General features: G+C 63.0%; 17 protein-coding genes and 1 tRNA gene. 9 read left to right on the forward strand and 9 right to left on the reverse strand.

Annotated elements, in window-relative coordinates; translation table 11 throughout:
- Window positions 1–65 precede the first annotated feature (65 nt).
- Window positions 66–1,589: an amidase gene (locus AC0L2Z_RS04310; protein ID WP_473626836.1), complete on the reverse strand. Its 1,524-nt coding sequence runs from the start codon at window positions 1,587–1,589 to the stop codon at window positions 66–68.
- A 216-nt stretch (window positions 1,590–1,805) separates the two neighbouring features.
- Between AC0L2Z_RS04310 and AC0L2Z_RS04315 the strand changes: the two genes are divergently transcribed.
- The 4 genes from AC0L2Z_RS04315 (at window position 1,806) to msrB (ending at window position 4,550) form a co-directional block, all read left to right on the forward strand.
- A complete protein-coding gene (locus tag AC0L2Z_RS04315) occupies window positions 1,806–2,342 on the forward strand; it encodes a sigma-70 family RNA polymerase sigma factor (protein WP_473627060.1) in 537 nt (178 codons plus the stop codon).
- Window positions 2,339–3,037 (forward strand): anti-sigma factor, encoded by a 699-nt coding sequence (locus tag AC0L2Z_RS04320; RefSeq protein WP_473626837.1) that lies wholly within the window; start codon window positions 2,339–2,341, stop codon window positions 3,035–3,037. Before AC0L2Z_RS04315 ends, AC0L2Z_RS04320 begins: the two co-directional genes overlap by 4 nt.
- 236 nt (window positions 3,038–3,273) lie before the next feature.
- Window positions 3,274–3,831, forward strand: a complete 558-nt coding sequence (locus AC0L2Z_RS04325; protein ID WP_473626839.1) for a fasciclin domain-containing protein — start codon at window positions 3,274–3,276, stop codon at window positions 3,829–3,831.
- Window positions 3,832–4,049: 218 nt separating this feature from the next.
- Window positions 4,050–4,550, forward strand: a complete 501-nt coding sequence (gene msrB, locus AC0L2Z_RS04330) for a peptide-methionine (R)-S-oxide reductase MsrB (protein WP_473626840.1) — start codon at window positions 4,050–4,052, stop codon at window positions 4,548–4,550.
- 140 nt (window positions 4,551–4,690) lie between these two features.
- Here the strand turns inward: msrB and AC0L2Z_RS04335 are convergent, their stop codons facing one another.
- Together AC0L2Z_RS04335 and AC0L2Z_RS04340 are read right to left on the reverse strand one after the other, a co-directional pair.
- Window positions 4,691–6,223: a DHA2 family efflux MFS transporter permease subunit gene (locus AC0L2Z_RS04335; protein WP_287238507.1), complete on the reverse strand. Its 1,533-nt coding sequence runs from the start codon at window positions 6,221–6,223 to the stop codon at window positions 4,691–4,693.
- 82 nt (window positions 6,224–6,305) lie between these two features.
- Window positions 6,306–7,487, reverse strand: coding sequence for an HlyD family secretion protein (locus tag AC0L2Z_RS04340; protein ID WP_473626841.1), 1,182 nt, complete (start codon window positions 7,485–7,487; stop codon window positions 6,306–6,308).
- 140 nt (window positions 7,488–7,627) lie between these two features.
- Between AC0L2Z_RS04340 and AC0L2Z_RS04345 the strand changes: the two genes are divergently transcribed.
- Window positions 7,628–8,347: a TetR/AcrR family transcriptional regulator gene (locus tag AC0L2Z_RS04345; protein ID WP_473626843.1), complete on the forward strand. Its 720-nt coding sequence runs from the start codon at window positions 7,628–7,630 to the stop codon at window positions 8,345–8,347.
- 99 nt (window positions 8,348–8,446) lie between these two features.
- On the opposite strand, the gene yihA is transcribed toward AC0L2Z_RS04345, so the two are convergent.
- The 5 genes from yihA to rpmH form a co-directional block, all read right to left on the reverse strand.
- On the reverse strand, window positions 8,447–9,106 hold the full coding sequence (gene yihA, locus AC0L2Z_RS04350) for a ribosome biogenesis GTP-binding protein YihA/YsxC (RefSeq protein WP_023801587.1): 660 nt from the start codon (window positions 9,104–9,106) through the stop codon (window positions 8,447–8,449).
- Window positions 9,103–9,741: a CatB-related O-acetyltransferase gene (locus AC0L2Z_RS04355; RefSeq protein WP_473626845.1), complete on the reverse strand. Its 639-nt coding sequence runs from the start codon at window positions 9,739–9,741 to the stop codon at window positions 9,103–9,105. The genes yihA and AC0L2Z_RS04355 overlap by 4 nt, the downstream gene beginning before the upstream one ends.
- Window positions 9,742–9,929: 188 nt before the next feature.
- The gene (gene yidC, locus AC0L2Z_RS04360; RefSeq protein ID WP_473626847.1) at window positions 9,930–11,753 is read right to left on the reverse strand and encodes a membrane protein insertase YidC; all 1,824 of its coding nucleotides are present in this window, start codon (window positions 11,751–11,753) and stop codon (window positions 9,930–9,932) included.
- Window positions 11,754–11,766: 13 nt separating this feature from the next.
- Window positions 11,767–12,120, reverse strand: a complete 354-nt coding sequence (gene rnpA, locus AC0L2Z_RS04365) for a ribonuclease P protein component (protein ID WP_023801590.1) — start codon at window positions 12,118–12,120, stop codon at window positions 11,767–11,769.
- A 16-nt stretch (window positions 12,121–12,136) separates the two neighbouring features.
- Window positions 12,137–12,271 (reverse strand): 50S ribosomal protein L34, encoded by a 135-nt coding sequence (gene rpmH, locus AC0L2Z_RS04370; RefSeq protein WP_008833937.1) that lies wholly within the window; start codon window positions 12,269–12,271, stop codon window positions 12,137–12,139.
- A 316-nt stretch (window positions 12,272–12,587) separates the two neighbouring features.
- Here rpmH and AC0L2Z_RS04375 point away from each other — a divergent pair, with 316 nt between their 5' ends.
- Together AC0L2Z_RS04375 and AC0L2Z_RS04380 are read left to right on the forward strand one after the other, a co-directional pair.
- Window positions 12,588–14,075: an ATP-binding protein gene (locus AC0L2Z_RS04375; protein WP_128244644.1), complete on the forward strand. Its 1,488-nt coding sequence runs from the start codon at window positions 12,588–12,590 to the stop codon at window positions 14,073–14,075.
- A 150-nt stretch (window positions 14,076–14,225) separates the two neighbouring features.
- Window positions 14,226–14,302 (forward strand) — tRNA-Arg (locus tag AC0L2Z_RS04380).
- 152 nt (window positions 14,303–14,454) lie between these two features.
- On the opposite strand, the gene AC0L2Z_RS04385 is transcribed toward AC0L2Z_RS04380, so the two are convergent.
- On the reverse strand, window positions 14,455–15,693 hold the full coding sequence (locus AC0L2Z_RS04385; RefSeq protein ID WP_473626848.1) for an MFS transporter: 1,239 nt from the start codon (window positions 15,691–15,693) through the stop codon (window positions 14,455–14,457).
- 203 nt (window positions 15,694–15,896) lie between these two features.
- Here AC0L2Z_RS04385 and AC0L2Z_RS04390 point away from each other — a divergent pair, with 203 nt between their 5' ends.
- Together AC0L2Z_RS04390 and AC0L2Z_RS04395 are read left to right on the forward strand one after the other, a co-directional pair.
- Window positions 15,897–16,556: an ArsR/SmtB family transcription factor gene (locus tag AC0L2Z_RS04390; protein ID WP_473626850.1), complete on the forward strand. Its 660-nt coding sequence runs from the start codon at window positions 15,897–15,899 to the stop codon at window positions 16,554–16,556.
- A gap of 89 nt (window positions 16,557–16,645) precedes the next feature.
- The gene (locus AC0L2Z_RS04395) at window positions 16,646–16,957 is read left to right on the forward strand and encodes an ArsR/SmtB family transcription factor (protein ID WP_236378022.1); all 312 of its coding nucleotides are present in this window, start codon (window positions 16,646–16,648) and stop codon (window positions 16,955–16,957) included.
- The last annotated feature ends 2 nt before the right edge of the window (window positions 16,958–16,959 follow it).

Consider the following 16,959-nt stretch of genomic DNA (forward strand, 5'->3'; position numbering starts at 1 on the left):
TCCCAGCTTGGCATGAACGGCGGCGTCTTAGCGGGAATTGGAGCAGGGGGCAAACGGCTTTGCTGTCACGTCAGGTGAAATCGGCCTGCTTTCATCCCGGGCACCTGCAGTGGCGCCCGCCGCGTCAGCCATCCCGAAATCTTTTCCATTTGCGCGGCGAGGGACAACAAGGTCTCCTCGTCGCCGGGGCGGCCGGCGGCCTGGATGCCGAGCGGCAGGCCGGCATCGGTGACATGAACAGGCAGTGCGATCGACGGCTGGCCGCTGACGTTCTGGATTGCCGGCCAGTGGGCGAACCACAGGCTCTTGTCCATCAACTGGCCGAACAGCGGCTTAAATTTCAGCAAGCGGGCAAGCCGCAGCCTGTCGAGCATTTCTTCCAGGAACGCATCTGCGCCTTTTGGATCCATCGCGCCGCAGGCGAGCGGCGGATGCGCGATGACAGGCATCAGCACGGCATCGTACCGCGCGGTCTCGATGATCAGCCGGCGCGAGGTGGCATGCAGCCGCTGCAGGCTGGCATAGATCTCGCCGGCCGAAAGAACTTCGCCGAAGGCGCTCATCACCCGCGTGGTGCGTTCGATATCACCCGAAATGGAGCGGCCGACGCGCAAGACCTCGCCGCGCATCGTGCCGGCCACCGCCGCGGCGACGGTTCTGGCGAAATCAGCGATGAAATCGCGATCGATATAGGGCAGGTCGATCTCCTCTATCGTATGGCCGCCTTCGCGCGCCAAAGCTATCGCAGTGTCCAGCGCCGCCAGCGTCTCGGTCGATATCGGCAGGCCGAGCGGCGATTTTCGGTAGACCGCCAGTTTCAGCTTGCCGGGGTCACGCACTGCTGCGGCGGCGAAAGTTCCTTTCGGCGTCGGCGCCGCATACGGCGACAGCGGATCGGGCCCATGCGTCAGGTCGAGCAGCAGGGCCGAATCACGGACCGAGCGGGAAACGGCGTGGTCGATGACCAGGCCGTACCAGCTTTCGCTGACCAGCGGTGTCAGCGGCACGCGGCCGCGCGAGGTTTTCAGCCCGACCAGCCCGGTGCAGGCGGCGGGAACTCGGATCGAGCCGCCGCCGTCCGAAGCATGTGCCACCGGTACGACGCCGGCCGCGACCAGCGCCGCCGCACCTCCAGACGAGCCGCCGCTGGTATGGGCTGTATTCCACGGATTGCGGGTGATGCCGAAAGCGGCGGATTCGGTCATCAGCCTCAGCCCATGTTCGGGCGAGGTGCTGGTGGCGATCGGGACGAGGCCGGCGGCCAGATGGCGTTCGGTCATCACCGAGTCGAAATCGGCAACGAAAGCCGGAATGCGGCTGCCGCCGTGCGTCGGCACGCCTTTCATGGCGATGCCGAGATCCTTCAGCGCGAAGGGCACACCGGCCAGCGGCAGCTTGCGGTCGATGGTTTTCGCCCGCGTCCGCGCCGCCTCGTAAAGCGGCTCGGCGATGGCATTGATATCCGGGCGAGTGGCCTCGGCCCGCGCAATCGCCGCGTCGACGAGCTCCTGCGGCGAGATTTCTCCTTTGCGCACCAAGCCGGCCAGGCCGGTAGCGTCATGTTCCCACAGGGCCCGTTCGACCGACATTCTTGCTCCCCCAACTGTCGGCAAGCTAGAGCATCGGATGCAAAAGTGGAAACCCGGTTTTGGGAAAATCCGATGCTCAAAAAGGTCGGCTCTTTCTCGTCAATGGAAGCCGACGGCGCTCCCGGTGCACAGGAACGCTTCCGCCGTTGCAATACATTGCAGTGGAATGATCTGGGGCAATTGCCTAATTTGGCCAATTGCTTAATTTGGCAGCCGATGACGCCGCAGGACATCAGCGACCTGATCGTCCGGACTTCGATGAAGGACCGGGCTGCGTTCGATCTGCTCTACCGGCAGACCAGCGCGAAACTTTTCGGCGTCTGCCTTCGTGTATTGAAGGACCGGGGAGAGGCAGAAGAGGCGCTGCAGGAGGTCTTCGTCAAGATATGGACGAAGGCCCACCGTTTCGCCGTCTCGGAGCTAAGCCCGATTTCCTGGCTGGTGGCCATTGCGCGCAATCACGCGATCGATCGGATAAGGGCGCGGCGAGAGCCTGTCGCCTATATCGACGCTGCGCTCGACGTCGCCGATCCGGCGCCGGGACCGGAGGCTGCGGCTGTTGCGGGCGGTGAATCCGGGCGCATCTATCGTTGTCTCGACGAATTGGAAAAGGACCGGGCGGCCGTCCGGGGCGCTTATCTGGAGGGCGAAAGCTATGCCGAACTGGCGGCGCGCCATGACGTGCCGCTGAACACGATGCGGACCTGGCTGCGGCGCAGCCTGTTGAAGCTCAGAGAGTGTCTTGAAAGATGACGCTGGCAGAGGATGACGGGCCGGAATCTGGGGGCGACGACCTGTTCGCCGCCGAATACGTTCTTGGCGTCCTGGCCGCGGACGAACGCGAGATTGCGTCACGCCGCATCGACGCGGACGCCGCTTTCGCGCGCCTTGTCGATGCCTGGGAGGCGCGTCTTTCGCCGATGGCCGACGCCTATCCGGAGACAGAGCCGCCGATCAGGGTCAAGGAGGCATTGGATCGCCGGCTGTTCGTCGCAGAGCCTCGCGCCGGCCTCTGGTCAAGCCTTGCCTTCTGGCGCGGTCTTGCCGCCGCTTCCGTCGCGGCGTTGGCGATCTATATCGCCGTGCCTTACCTCAACCCGCCGGCCGAGCCGCCGCGGCTCATCGCCTCGCTGGCTGCCGATGGCAGCGACGTCAGATACCTCGCCGTCTATGATGCCGCCCGTCGCGAGGTCGGCCTGTCGCATGTCTCCGGCGAGCGCGCCGCCGGCAAGGATTTCGAGCTGTGGATGATAGAGGGCAAGAATGCGCCGGTCTCTATGGGCGTCATCCCGGCCGGCCAGACCGCGCGTATGATCATCTCCTCGGCGGTGCAGGAAAAACTTGCGCAAGGCGCCGTGCTTGCGGTCAGCCTTGAACCGACCGGCGGTTCGCCGACCGGCCAGCCGACCGGCCCTGTGGTCGCTGCGGGCGATCTGAAGAGCATCTGATCGCCCCTGTCTGCAAATCACCCCTGTCTGCCGGTTTTCGAGAAGATTTTAAGTCTATCGCCTGTGGTGACTTCATCGTGGAAGCATGCAGGCTGTAAGAGTCCTGCCATGAAAATCATGCTCGCCGTTATAAAAAATAAAATTTTCTCCTGAACGGGCGAAACTCGAGCATTTATCCCCCGTATCTCCTTGCGCCCCAAAAAAGGGAAGAAAAATAAACTGAGGAGATAGAAATAATGCGTAAGTTCGCTACACTTTTGCTTGCCGGAACGGTCGCCGTCTCCGCGCTCGCCACCGCCGCCTATGCCGAAAATCCGATGGTCGGCGGCGCCGCCATGTATGCCACCAGGAACATCGTCGAGAACGCCGTCAATTCGAAGGATCACACGACGCTGGTCGCGGCCGTCAAGGCCGGCGGTCTCGTCGACACGCTGCAGAGTGCCGGTCCCTTCACCGTGTTCGCGCCGACTAACGAGGCCTTTGCCGCCCTTCCGGCCGGCACCGTCGATACATTGCTCAAGCCCGAAAACAAGGACAAGCTGGTCAAGATCCTGACCTGCCACGTCATCGGTGCCAAGGCGATGGCCGCCGACGTTGCCAAGATGGCCATGGACGATGGTGGCGCGCACAAGGTCAGGACGGTTGGCGGCTGCGAGGTGACGCTCAAGGCCGAAAACGGCAAGGTCACCGCGACCGACGAGAACGGCAATGTCGCCAATGTGACCATCGCCGATGTCGAGCAGTCGAACGGCGTCATCCACGTCATCGACAAGGTTCTCCTGCCGAAGATGTAACGAAGCGCCCGTCGCCAGCGAACATATGGCTGAGGCTCCATGCCGAGTGCGCGGGTTTCCGCTTGCGTGACCCGCGCAATCGACAGGCGTACACTCCGCACCGTCCGCTGTAAGCGTGGGGCAGGTGCGGAGTGCCCGTTGTCGGGAGCTGGCCGTCACCGGCTTTTGATTTCCATGTGATGGTCGAATTTGGCAAACGGACAGAAGGAGGAATGGTGATGATCCGGCGCGACTTTCTTTGGAGTGGTGCTGCTGTGGCATTGCTGGCAGGCACGGCAGCAGCGCTGCGCATCGGCCGGCCGCAGGATGCACACGCGGTCGAAACCTTCGAGGTCACCAAGACCGAGGCCGAGTGGCGCGCCATCCTGTCCGATGCGGCTTTCAATGTGCTGCGCAAGGAAGGCACCGAATATCCCGGCACCAGCCCGCTGCTCAATGAACATCGCAAGGGCATCTTCGCCTGCGCCGGCTGCGACCTGCCGCTCTATTCCTCCGAAACCAAGTTCGATTCCGGCACCGGCTGGCCGAGCTTCTGGCAGGAGATTCCCAACGCCGTCGGCATGACCGCGGACAGGTCGCTGGGCATGACCCGGACCGAGGTCCACTGCCGCCGTTGCGGCGGTCATCTCGGCCATGTCTTCGACGACGGCCCGCCGCCGACCGGCCTGCGTCATTGCATCAACGGCGTCGCCTTGACTTTCAAGCCGGCCACGGCCTGACCTAAAGCGCGCGCATTTGGCCGGCCTCACGCGACGCGCTTTAGGTTGTTGTCTTATGCATGTCGTTATCGCAAAACCGCTGCGCACTTTTGCGCGACAGGCATGAGAGCGCCGCATCCTGGACGCGCAAAGTTGCGCGGTCAGTGTCCGCCGCCTCCGCCCGCCGGCTCGGCCGGCTTGCGGATGACCATAGTGAAGATCGCCAGCGTCGCGAACAGCGCCGTCAACAGATAGAACACGTCCATGAAGGACAGCAGCGAAGCCTGCTGCTGGACCATGCCGGACAGTTTGGAGATCGCCGCCTTGGAGGCGTCGAGGCCGGCATTCTGCTGGAAGTCGAGCGTCATGTTCTGCAGCCTGGTCTGCGCCTCGGCGCTGCCCCATTGCACATGCTCGGCCAGCCTTGCGTAGTGGAAGGCGCTGCGATCGATCAGCACGGTGTTGATGACGGCAAGGCCGACGGCGCCACCAAGATTGCGGGTGAGGTTGAACAGACCTGATGCATTCTTAAGCCGGTCAGGCGGCAGCGTTCCAAGCGCGATGTTGTTGATCGGCACCATGCACAGCATCATCGAGGCGCCGCGCAGGATCTGCGGCAGCAAAAGCTCCCAGAAATCCCAGTCTGCGGTCAGATAGGTCATCCGCCAGGTGCCGGCAGCGAAGCCGAAGAAGCCGATCATCATCATCAGCCGCGGATCCATCTTGCGCGACAGGATGCCGGAAATCGGCGCTGTGACGAACATCGCCAGGCCGCTGACGAACAGCGCCTCGCCGATCATCAGGGAGTCGTAGCCGCGGATGCGCCCCAGATACACCGGATAGAGATAGGTCAGGCCGTAGAGGCCGATGCCGATGACGAAGGAGAACAGCGAGCCGAAAGCGAAGTTGACGTTGGCGAAGGCCTTCAGGTCGACGATCGGCTCCTCGGCAGTGAAGGCGCGCCAGAAGAACAGCACCGCGCCGGCCGTCATCAGGATGGCGCAGATGAACACGGCCTGGTCCTGAAGCCAGTCGTTGTTGGGACCTTCCTCGAGCACAAATTCCAGCGAGCCGAGGAAAGCCGCCATGCCGGCGAGGCCCCACCAGTCGAACTTGCGGAACAGGCTGAGATTGGGCTTGTCGAAGTCGATCAGCGACCATGCGGCTGCGGTCACCATGATGCCGGGCACCACATTGATCAGGAACAGCCAGTGCCAGGACATGGCATGGCTGATATAGCCGCCGACAGTCGGGCCGATGGTCGGCGCCAGCGTCGCCACCAGGCCGATCATCGGCGACACCATGGCACGGCGCGACGGCGGGAAGATGGTGAACGCGGCAGCGAACACGCTTGGGATCATGCCGCCGCCGATAAAACCCTGGACGGCGCGGTAGACGATCATCTGGTCGATGTTGGTGGCGGTCGCCGCCAGCGCGCTCGCGGCGGTGAAGCCGGCCGCGGAGACGGTGAACAGCACACGCGTCGACAGCATCCGGCTGAGAAAACCGGACAGCGGGATCATGATGACTTCGGCGATGAGATAGGCGGTCTGCACCCACGGAATTTCGTCGGAGCTGGCGCTCAAGCCGGCCTGAATCTCGGCCAGCGAGGCCGAAACGATCTGGATGTCGAGGATCGCCATGAACATGCCGAACACCATCGCCAGGAAGGCGATGATGCGGCGTGTGGGAATGGTATCAGGCGTAGCCGGCCTCGCCGGCGGCGATCCTGCTGTCGAGGTTGCGGTTGCCACGGCATTGCTCCCAAGCGGCGGCTCAGTTCGACGCCGAAGGTGCGGTACGGCTGTCGACGGCGACGACGACGCTGAGGCCGGCGCGCAGCTTGCCTGTCTTCAGCACATCCGCCGGCACGTCGATGCGAACCGGGACGCGCTGCACGACCTTGGTGAAGTTGCCGGTGGCGTTTTCCGGCGGCAGCAGCGAGAACACCGCGCCGGATGCCGGCGCCAGCGACGAGACGGTGCCTTCGAAATCCTGGCCGTCGATCGCGTCGACCGAAATCCTGACCTTTTCACCAGGCACCAGCCGGGCAAGCTGGGTCTCCTTGAAATTGGCGACGATATAGAGCTTGTCCATCGGCACGATGACGGCGAGCTTCTGTCCGGGGCTGATCAGGTCGCCCTGCTCGACCGAGCGGTTGCCGACGACACCGTCATAGGGCGCGCGCAGCACGGTGAAGGACAGGTCGCGTGCGGCCTTGTCCCTGGCAAGCTGCAGCGACGCCAGCGTGCTTGCCGTCTCCGCGCGCTGCGCTTGGAGCACACCGATATTGGCCTCAGCCGCCGCGATCTGGGCGTCGGCACCGACAAGGGCGGCATTGGCCTGCTCGACCGCGGTCTGGGCATCGTCCAGTTGGGCCTGGGTGCCGACATGTGTCTTGAGCAATTGGGCGGCGCGCGCTTGAACCCGCGCCGCATTGGCGGCGGCGGCCTGGTCGGCGGTCTTCTGTGCCTGCGCCTGCTCGAGCGAGGCGCGCGCCGCCCCGGTCTGGGCGTCGATACGGTCGAGTGTCTTGCTCAAGGTGGCGATCTGCGCCTCGGCCTGGGCGACCGCTATTTTGTAGTCGCCATTGTCGACGACCAGCAGCGGGTCGCCGGCCTTGACCTGCTGGTTCTCCGTGACCTTGACCTGATCGACATAGCCGGAATTTTTCGGCGAAATGAACGCCATGTCGGCCTGGACATAGGCGTCGTCGGTTGAGATCATGAAACGTCCGTCGGTCCAGTAATCATGGCCATACCAGGCGCCTGCGCCCAGCAAGCCAAGCGCAATGATCAGCAACAGAAAGGAGCGTGCTGAGCGTTTCTTTTTGGCCGGCTCCCCGGCCGGAGGGCTTGTTGCGGGCTCAGTCGGTGGGTTCGGCGCTTCGATTGCCGGCGCAACCTTGGCGTTAGGGAAGGGACGGACTTCGGCGGTTGGGGTCGCGTTCGAGGACATGGCATCTCTCTTGGCATCGCTAGAATCTGGGCATCAGACTGAACCGTTCGGTTCGATGATGACGTTGACTTAGCGCGGTGAGAGGCCCATATCAAGGATGATCGAACCGATCGGTTCGAATTTTTTCGAGGTGTGACGTTATGACCGAGCCCGACAAGAACCAGTGGGATCCGCTGGATGGCCCGCGTCGCGGCCGCCCGGCGGCGGGACAGGACCCGGTCAAGCGCAGCCAGATCATCGAGGGCGCGCGTCGTGTCTTCATCGACAAGGGCTTCGAAGCGGCGTCGATGAACGACATCACCCGCGAGGCCGGCGTTTCCAAGGGCACGATCTATGTCTACTTCGCCAACAAGGAAGAGCTGTTCGAGGCGCTGATCGAGGAAGAGCGCGGCACGATCTTCAAGAACATGTACGATCTGCTCGACCGCGCCGACGATCTTCGCGAGACGCTGGTGAGGTTCGGCAAGGTGCTCTCCCTCAAGATCACCTCGGCCAAGGTGGTCCAGGCGCAGCGCACCGTGATCGGCGCGTCCGACAGGATGCCCGAACTTGGTGCACGTTTTTACGAACGCGGCCCGAAACGCGGCCACGACAAGGTCGTTGCTTTTCTCAATGCCGCCATCGAGCGCGGCCTGCTCGAGATCGACGATGTCGATCTTGCCGCCTATCAGTTCACCGAACTGTGCCTGGCGGGTCTTTTCCGTCAGTGCATATTCGCCTACCGCACCAAAGCCCCGAGCCAGGATGAAATCGACCACATCGTCAGGTCAGGCGTCGGCATGTTCCTGAAGGCTTACGGCACCGAAAGGCTTGCCACGGAAGAAAGCACCCAGACGATCGCCCTGGAGGCAAAGTCCTAGAGCATTTTGCAGCCACGTGGAATCACTTGGCGTCGCAGAAATGCGGCTAAAAACAAATAGATAGAGCGGGATGCCAGTTCAATTTGAACGCATCCCGCTCTAGCCGCCATTGGCCGCCAGCACGATCGCCGCGCGCAATTCCTCGAGGCCCTCGTTTTTTTCCGACGACGTGGCGAGAACGAACGGAAACGCCGCCGGCCGCTTCTTGATCTTCTGCAGTGTCTCTTCGATCAATCGCGGCACGCCGGCCGCCTTGATCTTGTCGGTCTTGGTCAGCACGATCTGATAGGACACCGCCGCCTTGTCGAGCAGCGACAGCACTTCGTCATCCTTGGCCTTGATGCCATGGCGGGCGTCGATCAGCACGTAGACGCGCTTCAGCGTGACACGGCCTTTGAGATAGTCGAAGACGAGTTTCGTCCAGTCGTCGACCTTTTCCTTGGGCGCGGTGGCGTAGCCGTAGCCTGGCATGTCGACCAGCGCCATCGGCGGCAGGTCGGCGCCTTCGCCGGAAAACCCGCCCGGAACGAAATAGTTGAGTTCCTGTGTCCGCCCCGGCGTATTGGACGTGCGCGCCAGTCCCTTCTGGTTGACCAGCGCGTTGATCAGCGACGATTTGCCGACATTCGAGCGGCCGGCAAAGGCGATCTCCGGCGGTCCTTCCGGCGGCAAAAACTTCATCGCCGGCACGCCGCGGATGAAGATCCACGGCCGCGTGAACAGCTCGATGCCGATCACGGACTTGTTCAACGCGTTCAAACCGCTGCCTCCAGAACAGAAATATCGGCGCCACGAATGGCATTGAGGTTGCGGCTGATCTTTTCCACCGGCCAATCCCACCACGCCGCCGCCAAAAGCCGCCGGATGGTCCTGTCGTCGAAACGCATCTTCACCACCTTGGCCGCATTGCCGGCGACGATCGCATAGGGCGCCACGTCATGCGTCACCACCGAGTTTGCCGCAACGATGGCGCCATCGCCGATCGCCACGCCGGGCAGGATCGCCGCTTCCATGCCGATCCATACATCATTGCCGATCACTGTGTCGCCGCGCAATTCCTTCGACCAGGTCGCCGGATCGAAACCCTCTTCCCAGCCATGACCGAAGATGTTGAACGGATAGGTCGAAAAGCCGGACATGGCATGATTGGCGCCGTTCATGATGAAGCGGGCGCCCTCGGCGATGGCGCAGAACTTGCCGATGATCAGCCGGTCGCCGATGAATGGATAGTGATGCAGCACGCATCGCTCGGCGAATTTATCCGGCCCGTCCGGATCGTCATAATAGGTGAAGTCGCCGATCTCGATGTTCGGCGCCGTGACCAGCCCCTTCAGGAAGCCGACGCGGCTATGCATCGGGATCGGGTGCTTGATGTTGGGGTTGGGTCCGATCATGGTCTGGCTCCATCGACGAAACAACAGGTCAAATTAGTGCGATCCGCCCGGCAGCACCGACCGCGTGCGCAGCGGATCATCCTCACCTGTTCATCGACGCAGCGCCCCTGAAACGACAGCGGAGCTTATAGGTCGCGGCGGCGTCTACCGCCGCGCCGGGCTTTCCTGGATTCGGCAGGCAGCGCCGTCTATTCCGCCGGCGACGGTTTCTTCCGGAACAGCGCGACCAGATTGTCCCACAATTCGATCTTGGCGCCCTGCCGCTTCATGATCACGCCTTGCTGGATGATCGAAAGCAGATTGTTCCAGGCCCAGTAGATGACGAGGCCGGCCGGAAAACCGGCCATCATGAACGTGAAGACCACTGGCATCCAGGTGAAGATCATGGCCTGCGTCGGGTCCGGCGGCGTCGGGTTCATGCGCATCTGCAGGAACATGGTCAGGCCCATGATCAGCGGCCAAACGCCGATCATCAACATGTCCGGCAGAGCGATCGGGATGAGGCCGAACAGGTTGAAGATCGAGGTCGGATCGGGCGCCGCCAGATCCTGGATCCAGCCAAAGAACGGTGCGTGCCGCATCTCGATGGTGATGTAGAGCACCTTGTAGAGCGCAAAGAAGACCGGGATCTGCAGCGCCACCGGCCAGCAGCCGGCGAGCGGATTGATCTTCTCGGTCTTGTAGAGCTCCATCATCGCCTGTTGCTGCTTCATCTTGTCGTCCGCGTATTTCTCGCGGATCTCGAGCATCTTGGGCTGCACCTTCTTCATGTTCGCCATCGACGCGTAGGACTTGTTGGCGAGCGGATAGAAGGCGGCTTTGACGACGACGGTGGTGGCCAGGATGGCCAGGCCGAAATTGCCGAAGAACTTGTACATCGTGTCGATCAGATAGAACATCGGCTTGGTGATCCAGATGAACCATCCCCAGTCGATCAAACGGTCGAACAGCCTGATGTTGCGGTCTTCCGCATAGGCGTTGACCTTGGCCACTTCCTTGGCGCCGGCGAAGATTTCGCTCTCGACCGTCGCCGACTGGCCGGCATCGACGGTGATCGGGTCGGTCAGGAAGTCGGCCTGGTAGCGCGGGCGGCCGTCCTCGAAATAGGCGTAACGCGGCTGGAACGGCTGCTTCTCGGTCGGCACCAGCGTCACCGCCCAGTATTTGTCGGTGATGCCCAGCCAGCCATCGGTCGACTTGCTCGGCGTAAACTGCTTGTCCTCCTCGATTGACGAATATGTGTGTTCCTGCAGGCCTTCCGTGCCGGTGACGCCGATCAGCCCCTCATGCAGCACATAGATGCTGGCAACGGCAGGCTTGTCGAAGCGGGTGACACGGCCGTAATTCGACAGGGTAACGGCGGCCGACCCCGAATTCTGCACCGTGTCCGACACCGTGAACATGTAGTCGCCGTCGACGGAGAAGGTGCGCTTGAAGGTCAGGCCCTTGTCGTTGGTGAAGCTCAGCGTGACCGGGGTCGCCGGCGTCAGCGTCGCATTGCCGTCGACGGTCCACACGGTTTCCGGGCCCGGCACCGTGCCGGTCTTGTCGCTGCCGATAAAGCCGATCTCGGCATAGTAGCCCGTAGGCAGCGCTGCCGGGTTGAGCAGTTCGATCTCGGGCGAGTTCTTGTCGACCGTCAGCCTGTAGTGCTTGAGCTTGAGGTCGTCGAGACGGGCGCCGGCGAGATTGATCGAGCCCTCCAGGCTCGGCGTGTCGATCCTGACGCGCTTCGTCGACGCCAGCGCCTGCTCGCGGCTGGCCAGCGTCGTGCCGTCAGTTCCAGGTGCATTGGGTGCATTGGGAATGGCGCCTTGCTGCGGCACCGGCGTGTCGCTGCCGCCCGGACTGGCGGCTTCGGCCGCCTTCTTCTGCTCCGCTAGCCGCTGCTCTTCGATACGGGCCGCCTCGCGTTGCGCCTCGCTGTGCGGCAGCACGTAAAAATACTGCCAAAGTGACAGGATCAGCACCGACAGCGCGATGGTGATGAAGAAGTTCCGGTTGTTTTCCATCGAAAGCCTTGGCCTATCGTGTTCCGCGCAGTCGGCGTGAGAGTTCGGCCTTCAACTGGCCGAACGGAATGGCAAGCACATCTTCGCGCCCCACGATGACATAGTCATTGCCTGGCTTCATGTCACCCGCGGCATGCGTGCGCACGGCTTCTCTCAGCCGCCGCCGGATGCGGTTGCGGACGACTGCGTTGCCGACCTTCTTGGTGACCGTGTAGCCGACGCGAGGCGCCTCTGCGTCGCTGCGGTCGAGAACCTCGACGAGAAAAAGCCGCCCGCGGCGCTTTTCGCCACGCCGGACGGCCAGGAATTCCGCGCGCTTCAGAAGCCGCTTGGGATGTGCTCCCACTGGCTTGCCGGTTGCGGGCAACGATCTCGTCTTCCGTTCAGGCGCTGAGCCGCTTGCGGCCGCGGTTGCGGCGGGCTGCGACGACGCCACGACCACCCTTGGTGGCCATGCGGGCACGAAAACCGTGCCGGCGTTTGCGGACGAGTTTGGACGGTTGGTAGGTACGCTTCATTTGTTTTAATACCGCGGGGTGCGGCCCTTCTTGATTCTGCCACTCTGTAACAGGAGCTTTGCCCGGCCGGCTTTTGGCGCGATCGAAACCGCGCCGGGACGAATGGCCCGAGCGTGAGCGGGCTTATAGAAAGAAGGGCTTTGGAAGTCAATCCGGGGCCGACACCGGCCCCGACATTCCGGCGTCTCGGGCCAACGGCTGGCGTGTGGCCGAGGTCTGGGCGGTCTTATCCCTCATTGGGACGAAGGATGAAATTGGCAACAAAGCCGCAATAGCCTAATCTTGGCCGATCAAGTGATCGTGAAGAAAAAGCAGCATGAGCGAAATCCCATCCGCGGACGAAAGCACCGATCGGGCGACCGCAGCCGCCCGCAGGGTGCCGTTGTCGCGTGGATTGTCGACAAAGCTCCTGCTGCTCACCATCGTCTTCGTACTCCTGGCCGAGGTCCTCATCTTTCTGCCCTGGATCGCCAGCTACCGGCTGAGCTGGCTGAAAGAGAGGCTGAGCACCGCCGCGGCCGTCTCGATCGTGCTGGTGCAGGGAGAGCCCGCCTCCCTGTCGCGCGCTGCCCAGAACGATGTGCTGATGGCGATCGGCGCCAAGGCGATCGCCGTGCGCGACGGCGGTGTCTCGCGGCTTCTGGTGGTGGCTGAGATGCCGCCGCACGTCGACGAGCATATCGACATTGCCAATGTCGGCCTGATCGAGGGCATGACCGGCGCCTTGGACACGCTGTTGTTCGGCGGCGAGCGGATGCTGCGCGTTTTCGGGCCGGTCGGCGACAGCGACAAGGAATTCGAGCTGATCATGCCCGACTACAGCCTGCGCAATGCCATGCTCATCTATTCGCGCAACGTCGCCTTCGTCTCGCTGCTGATCTCGCTGTTCACCGCCATGCTGGTCTATGCCGCCATAGACCTGATCATGATCGGCCCGATCCGGACGATGACGCGCTCGATGCTGGCCTTCTCCGAGGCTCCCGACGACCCCGGGCGGATCATCCGCCCTGCTGCCCGCGCCGACGAAATCGGCGTTGCGGAGCGCGAGCTCTCGCAGATGCAGGAGCGGCTGCAAAAGATGCTCTCCGAGCAGAAGCATCTCGCCGACCTTGGCCTCGCGGTATCGAAGATCAACCATGACATGCGCAATATCTTGGCGTCGGCGCAGCTGATGTCGGACCGTCTGCGCCAGGTCAAGGACCCGACCGTGCAGGCCTTCGCGCCAAAACTGCTGCGCGCGCTCGATCGTGCCGTATCCTATTCGGAAGGTGTGCTTGCCTATGGCCGCACCCAGGAGCCGCCGCCCTCGCGCCGCAGGCTCAGACTGCGCCAGCTGGTCGATGACGTCCACGGCCTGCTCGACACCGAAGGCGGCATAGAATTCGTCAATGCCGTCGAACTGGCTTTCGAGGTCGATGCCGATTCCGATCAGCTTTTTCGCGTTCTCACCAATCTTTGCCGCAACGCCGTCCAGGCGATGGCGGCGGACGCGGAAAGCGCGGTGGTGCGTCGGTTGGAGGTGTCGGCCGAGCGCGTCGGCAGCGTCAGCCGCATCACCGTCACCGACACCGGCCCCGGCCTGCCGCCGAAGGCGCGCGAGAACCTGTTCGCGGCGTTCCGCGGCTCGGCCCGCAGCGGTGGCACCGGCCTTGGCCTGGCCATCGCCCATGAACTGATCCGCGCCCATGGCGGCACGGTGGAGCTCGTCGAAAGCAGAGGCGGCCGCACCACATTCGCGGTCACCATTCCCGACCAGCCGGTCCGGCTCGACCAGGCCCGCAACGGCCTGCGCCGTCCCGCCTGATCCTCGCCCGCCCGGTCCCCGTCAAGGCACAACAGCAAAACTTTTGCCGGATCGGCTTGCTTTTCGGAAATTCAGTCGCTAGGGAACACGTCACATCGCGGCCGGTCGTTAAGGATCGGATCGCGGGCCATTCAAAGCATGGCCTGTTGCGCGCCCGTAGCTCAGCTGGATAGAGCACCAGACTACGAATCTGGGGGTCAGGAGTTCGAATCTCTTCGGGCGCGCCAATAATCTCTATCAGTTAGCGGCGCGACACCGTTTCAAATCGGTTTTTGAAACGGTTTGAACGGCCGGATGCTTTTTCGTGTGATTTCGCGCGAGTGGCAGCGTCAGGAACCCGACGCTGGCGCGGCGGAGGCGGACGCATCCGAGGCGACGTTCAACTGCTTCGTCCGGCATGACCTTCGCGCATCATGAAAGCGACCACGGTACCGGACAGGAAAGTGAGGGCGGCGATCGAGGCAACCGCCCACGCCAGGCCGAAGAAGTCGGCGATCAGTCCCGCCGACAGCGCGCCGATCGCGTAGCCGAGATCGCGCCAGAAGCGGTAGACGCTGAGCGAGCGGGCGCGCCATGAAGGATGCGACGCATCTGACACTGCGGCGATCAGGCTCGGATAGACCATCGCCGTGCCCAGGCCAAGCAGGAGGCTCGCCACCAGCCACCAGCCAAAATTCGAGGTCAGCGCCGTGAGAAAGAGCGCCGACGCTTGCACCCACATGCCGGCGACGATCAGGCCCTTGCGGCCCCAACGGTCGCTGAGCGGTCCCGTCACGACCTGCAGCACGCCCCAGGTGACGGGATAGACCGCCTTCAGAATGCCGATGCGTTCCACACCGAGCCCGCCGGCTGCGAAGAAGAGCGGAAAGATGCCCCAGCTCATGCCGTCATTGAGGTTGTTCACCAACCCGGCCTGCGAAGCGGCAAAGAGGTTGCGATCCCGAAAGGAGGTCAACGCAAAGACCTCGCGGAAGGAAAGGGGTGATGCCCCGCGCGGATGGTTCGCCAGTTCCGCACGCACATGATCGCGCGTGTCGCGCACGAGCAGGATCGAGAGCACCGTGCCCAGCACTGCGTAGCCGACGCCGAGATAGATCGGGATTGGTCGCAGACCGTAGCGACTGGCGAGATAGCCGGTGAGAAAGGCGGTGATCCCGACTGCGAGGTAACCGGCAAACTCGTTGAGCCCTACGGCGAGGCCACGCCCCTTCGGGCCGACAAGGTCGACCTTCATGATGACGGTCATCGACCAGGCGAAGCCCTGGCTGATGCCAAGCAGTGCGTTGGCGGCGATGACCCAGTTCCAGTCTGGCGCCCAAATGATCATGAAGGGAACCGGCAGGCCGAACAGCCAGCCGAGAACCAGCACGCGCTTGCGCCCCCATTTGTCGGCGAGCTGTCCGGAGACAAGGTTGGCCAGCGCCTTGACGACGCCGAAGCTGACGATGAAGGAGACGACCAGCGTGGTCGAGGCGAGCCCGAATTCCTCTGAGCCGATCAACGGCACGACGGTGCGTTCGATGCCGACCATGCCGCCGACGAATGCATTGATAAGCACAAGCAGCGCGAACTGCCGCCAGTTGGCCTTGAGACCGAGGCTCACTGCTGGCGCCGCCATCGTTGTCATGCGGCACCGGCATTGATGGCTCGGGTGCGTGCGGCCATCACTACATCAATCCCGTTCGGGAGCCGTCAGAGCCGGAGCCAAGGCTGCTAAGCGATTGAAGGGGCTTCTCGACCACGGACTTGTCTCCTCGGGGGCCGTGTGATACCGCATCATTCAATAATTATGTTGAATGAACTAGCGTGGCTGCTACCCTGATGTCAATCCGCAATCCGAAGCAGGCACTTTACGAGCAGTTCGCGGTTGTCGCGAAGGCTCTGGGCAATCCGCAGAGGCTGGAACTGATCGAGCAACTCGCGCAGGGTCCGCGCAGCGTGGAAGCCTTGGCCGCCAAGCTTGCGCGTCCGGTGGCGAATGTCTCGCAGAATCTCCAGGCGATGCGCCGCGCCGGACTCGTGACGTCAGAGCGCGCTGGCAAGTTCGTCAACTACCGGCTCGCAGATCAAAGCGTACTTGCCGCCTTCGCCTCCATTCGAGTCGTTGCCGAGCGGCATTCGGCCGAGGTCGAACGCATCGTGAGGGGCTATTTCGACCGGCGCGACGATATCGAGCCCGTGTCCCGGGAAGAGCTGGCCGCGCGAATGAAAGACGGGCTCGTTACAGTCATCGACGTCCGACCGCCCGATGAGTTTGCGCTCGGACATCTGCCCGGCGCGATCAACGTCCCCCTCGGCCAACTGGAGCAGCGGTTGTCCGACCTCGAGGCGAAGCCCGAGATCGTCGCCTACTGCCGCGGTCCGTGGTGCGTGATGTCATTCGAGGCGGTCGCATTGCTGCGTGAGCACGGCTTCCGCGCACGCCGCATGGAAGATGGCCTGCCCGAATGGCGTGACGCGGGCTTAGCTGTCGAGGCTTGATCGACTTCAACTTCAAAGTCCCCCTCACTCAGCCCTCTTTGCCGTAGCAAGGTTGACTCATCACGTTAGTTCGTGCTAACGCGTTAGTGGTGACTAACGTGAACAACAGCTGGACCGCCCTGGGCGACCCCACCAGGCGCACGATCTTCGAACTCTTGGTCGAGCATCCGCGTTCGGTTACCGAGTTGGCGCGTGCCCTGCCGGTGACCCGGTCGGCGGTCTCGCAGCATCTGAAGGTGTTGAAAGAGGCAGGGCTCGTTGCAGACACGCCGGCTGGCAAGCACCGCATCTACCGCGTCGAACCCGACGGGCTGGCGGCGCTTCGCACAGAGCTCGACCGGTTCTGGATGAAGACGCTCGCTGCCTTCAAGCAAGCTGTCGAACAACCGCGAAAGGAGTGAAA

Source organism: Mesorhizobium sp. WSM4850 (genome assembly GCF_055811735.1).

What these genes read in the sequence shown, in the direction of transcription:
- AC0L2Z_RS04325 (WP_473626839.1), top strand. Translation starts at nt 3,274, where the DNA reads ATGCGTAAGTTCGCTACACTTTTGCTTGCCGGAACGGTCGCCGTCTCC.
- AC0L2Z_RS04385 (WP_473626848.1), bottom strand. Translation starts at nt 15,693, where the DNA reads ATGGCGGCGCCAGCAGTGAGCCTCGGTCTCAAGGCCAACTGGCGGCAG.
- msrB (WP_473626840.1), top strand. Translation starts at nt 4,050, where the DNA reads ATGATCCGGCGCGACTTTCTTTGGAGTGGTGCTGCTGTGGCATTGCTG.
- AC0L2Z_RS04375 (WP_128244644.1), top strand. Translation starts at nt 12,588, where the DNA reads ATGAGCGAAATCCCATCCGCGGACGAAAGCACCGATCGGGCGACCGCA.
- AC0L2Z_RS04315 (WP_473627060.1), top strand. Translation starts at nt 1,806, where the DNA reads ATGACGCCGCAGGACATCAGCGACCTGATCGTCCGGACTTCGATGAAG.
- AC0L2Z_RS04390 (WP_473626850.1), top strand. Translation starts at nt 15,897, where the DNA reads ATGTCAATCCGCAATCCGAAGCAGGCACTTTACGAGCAGTTCGCGGTT.
- AC0L2Z_RS04310 (WP_473626836.1), bottom strand. Translation starts at nt 1,589, where the DNA reads ATGTCGGTCGAACGGGCCCTGTGGGAACATGACGCTACCGGCCTGGCC.
- rpmH (WP_008833937.1), bottom strand. Translation starts at nt 12,271, where the DNA reads ATGAAGCGTACCTACCAACCGTCCAAACTCGTCCGCAAACGCCGGCAC.
- AC0L2Z_RS04320 (WP_473626837.1), top strand. Translation starts at nt 2,339, where the DNA reads ATGACGCTGGCAGAGGATGACGGGCCGGAATCTGGGGGCGACGACCTG.
- AC0L2Z_RS04345 (WP_473626843.1), top strand. Translation starts at nt 7,628, where the DNA reads ATGACCGAGCCCGACAAGAACCAGTGGGATCCGCTGGATGGCCCGCGT.
- AC0L2Z_RS04340 (WP_473626841.1), bottom strand. Translation starts at nt 7,487, where the DNA reads ATGTCCTCGAACGCGACCCCAACCGCCGAAGTCCGTCCCTTCCCTAAC.
- AC0L2Z_RS04355 (WP_473626845.1), bottom strand. Translation starts at nt 9,741, where the DNA reads ATGATCGGACCCAACCCCAACATCAAGCACCCGATCCCGATGCATAGC.
- yidC (WP_473626847.1), bottom strand. Translation starts at nt 11,753, where the DNA reads ATGGAAAACAACCGGAACTTCTTCATCACCATCGCGCTGTCGGTGCTG.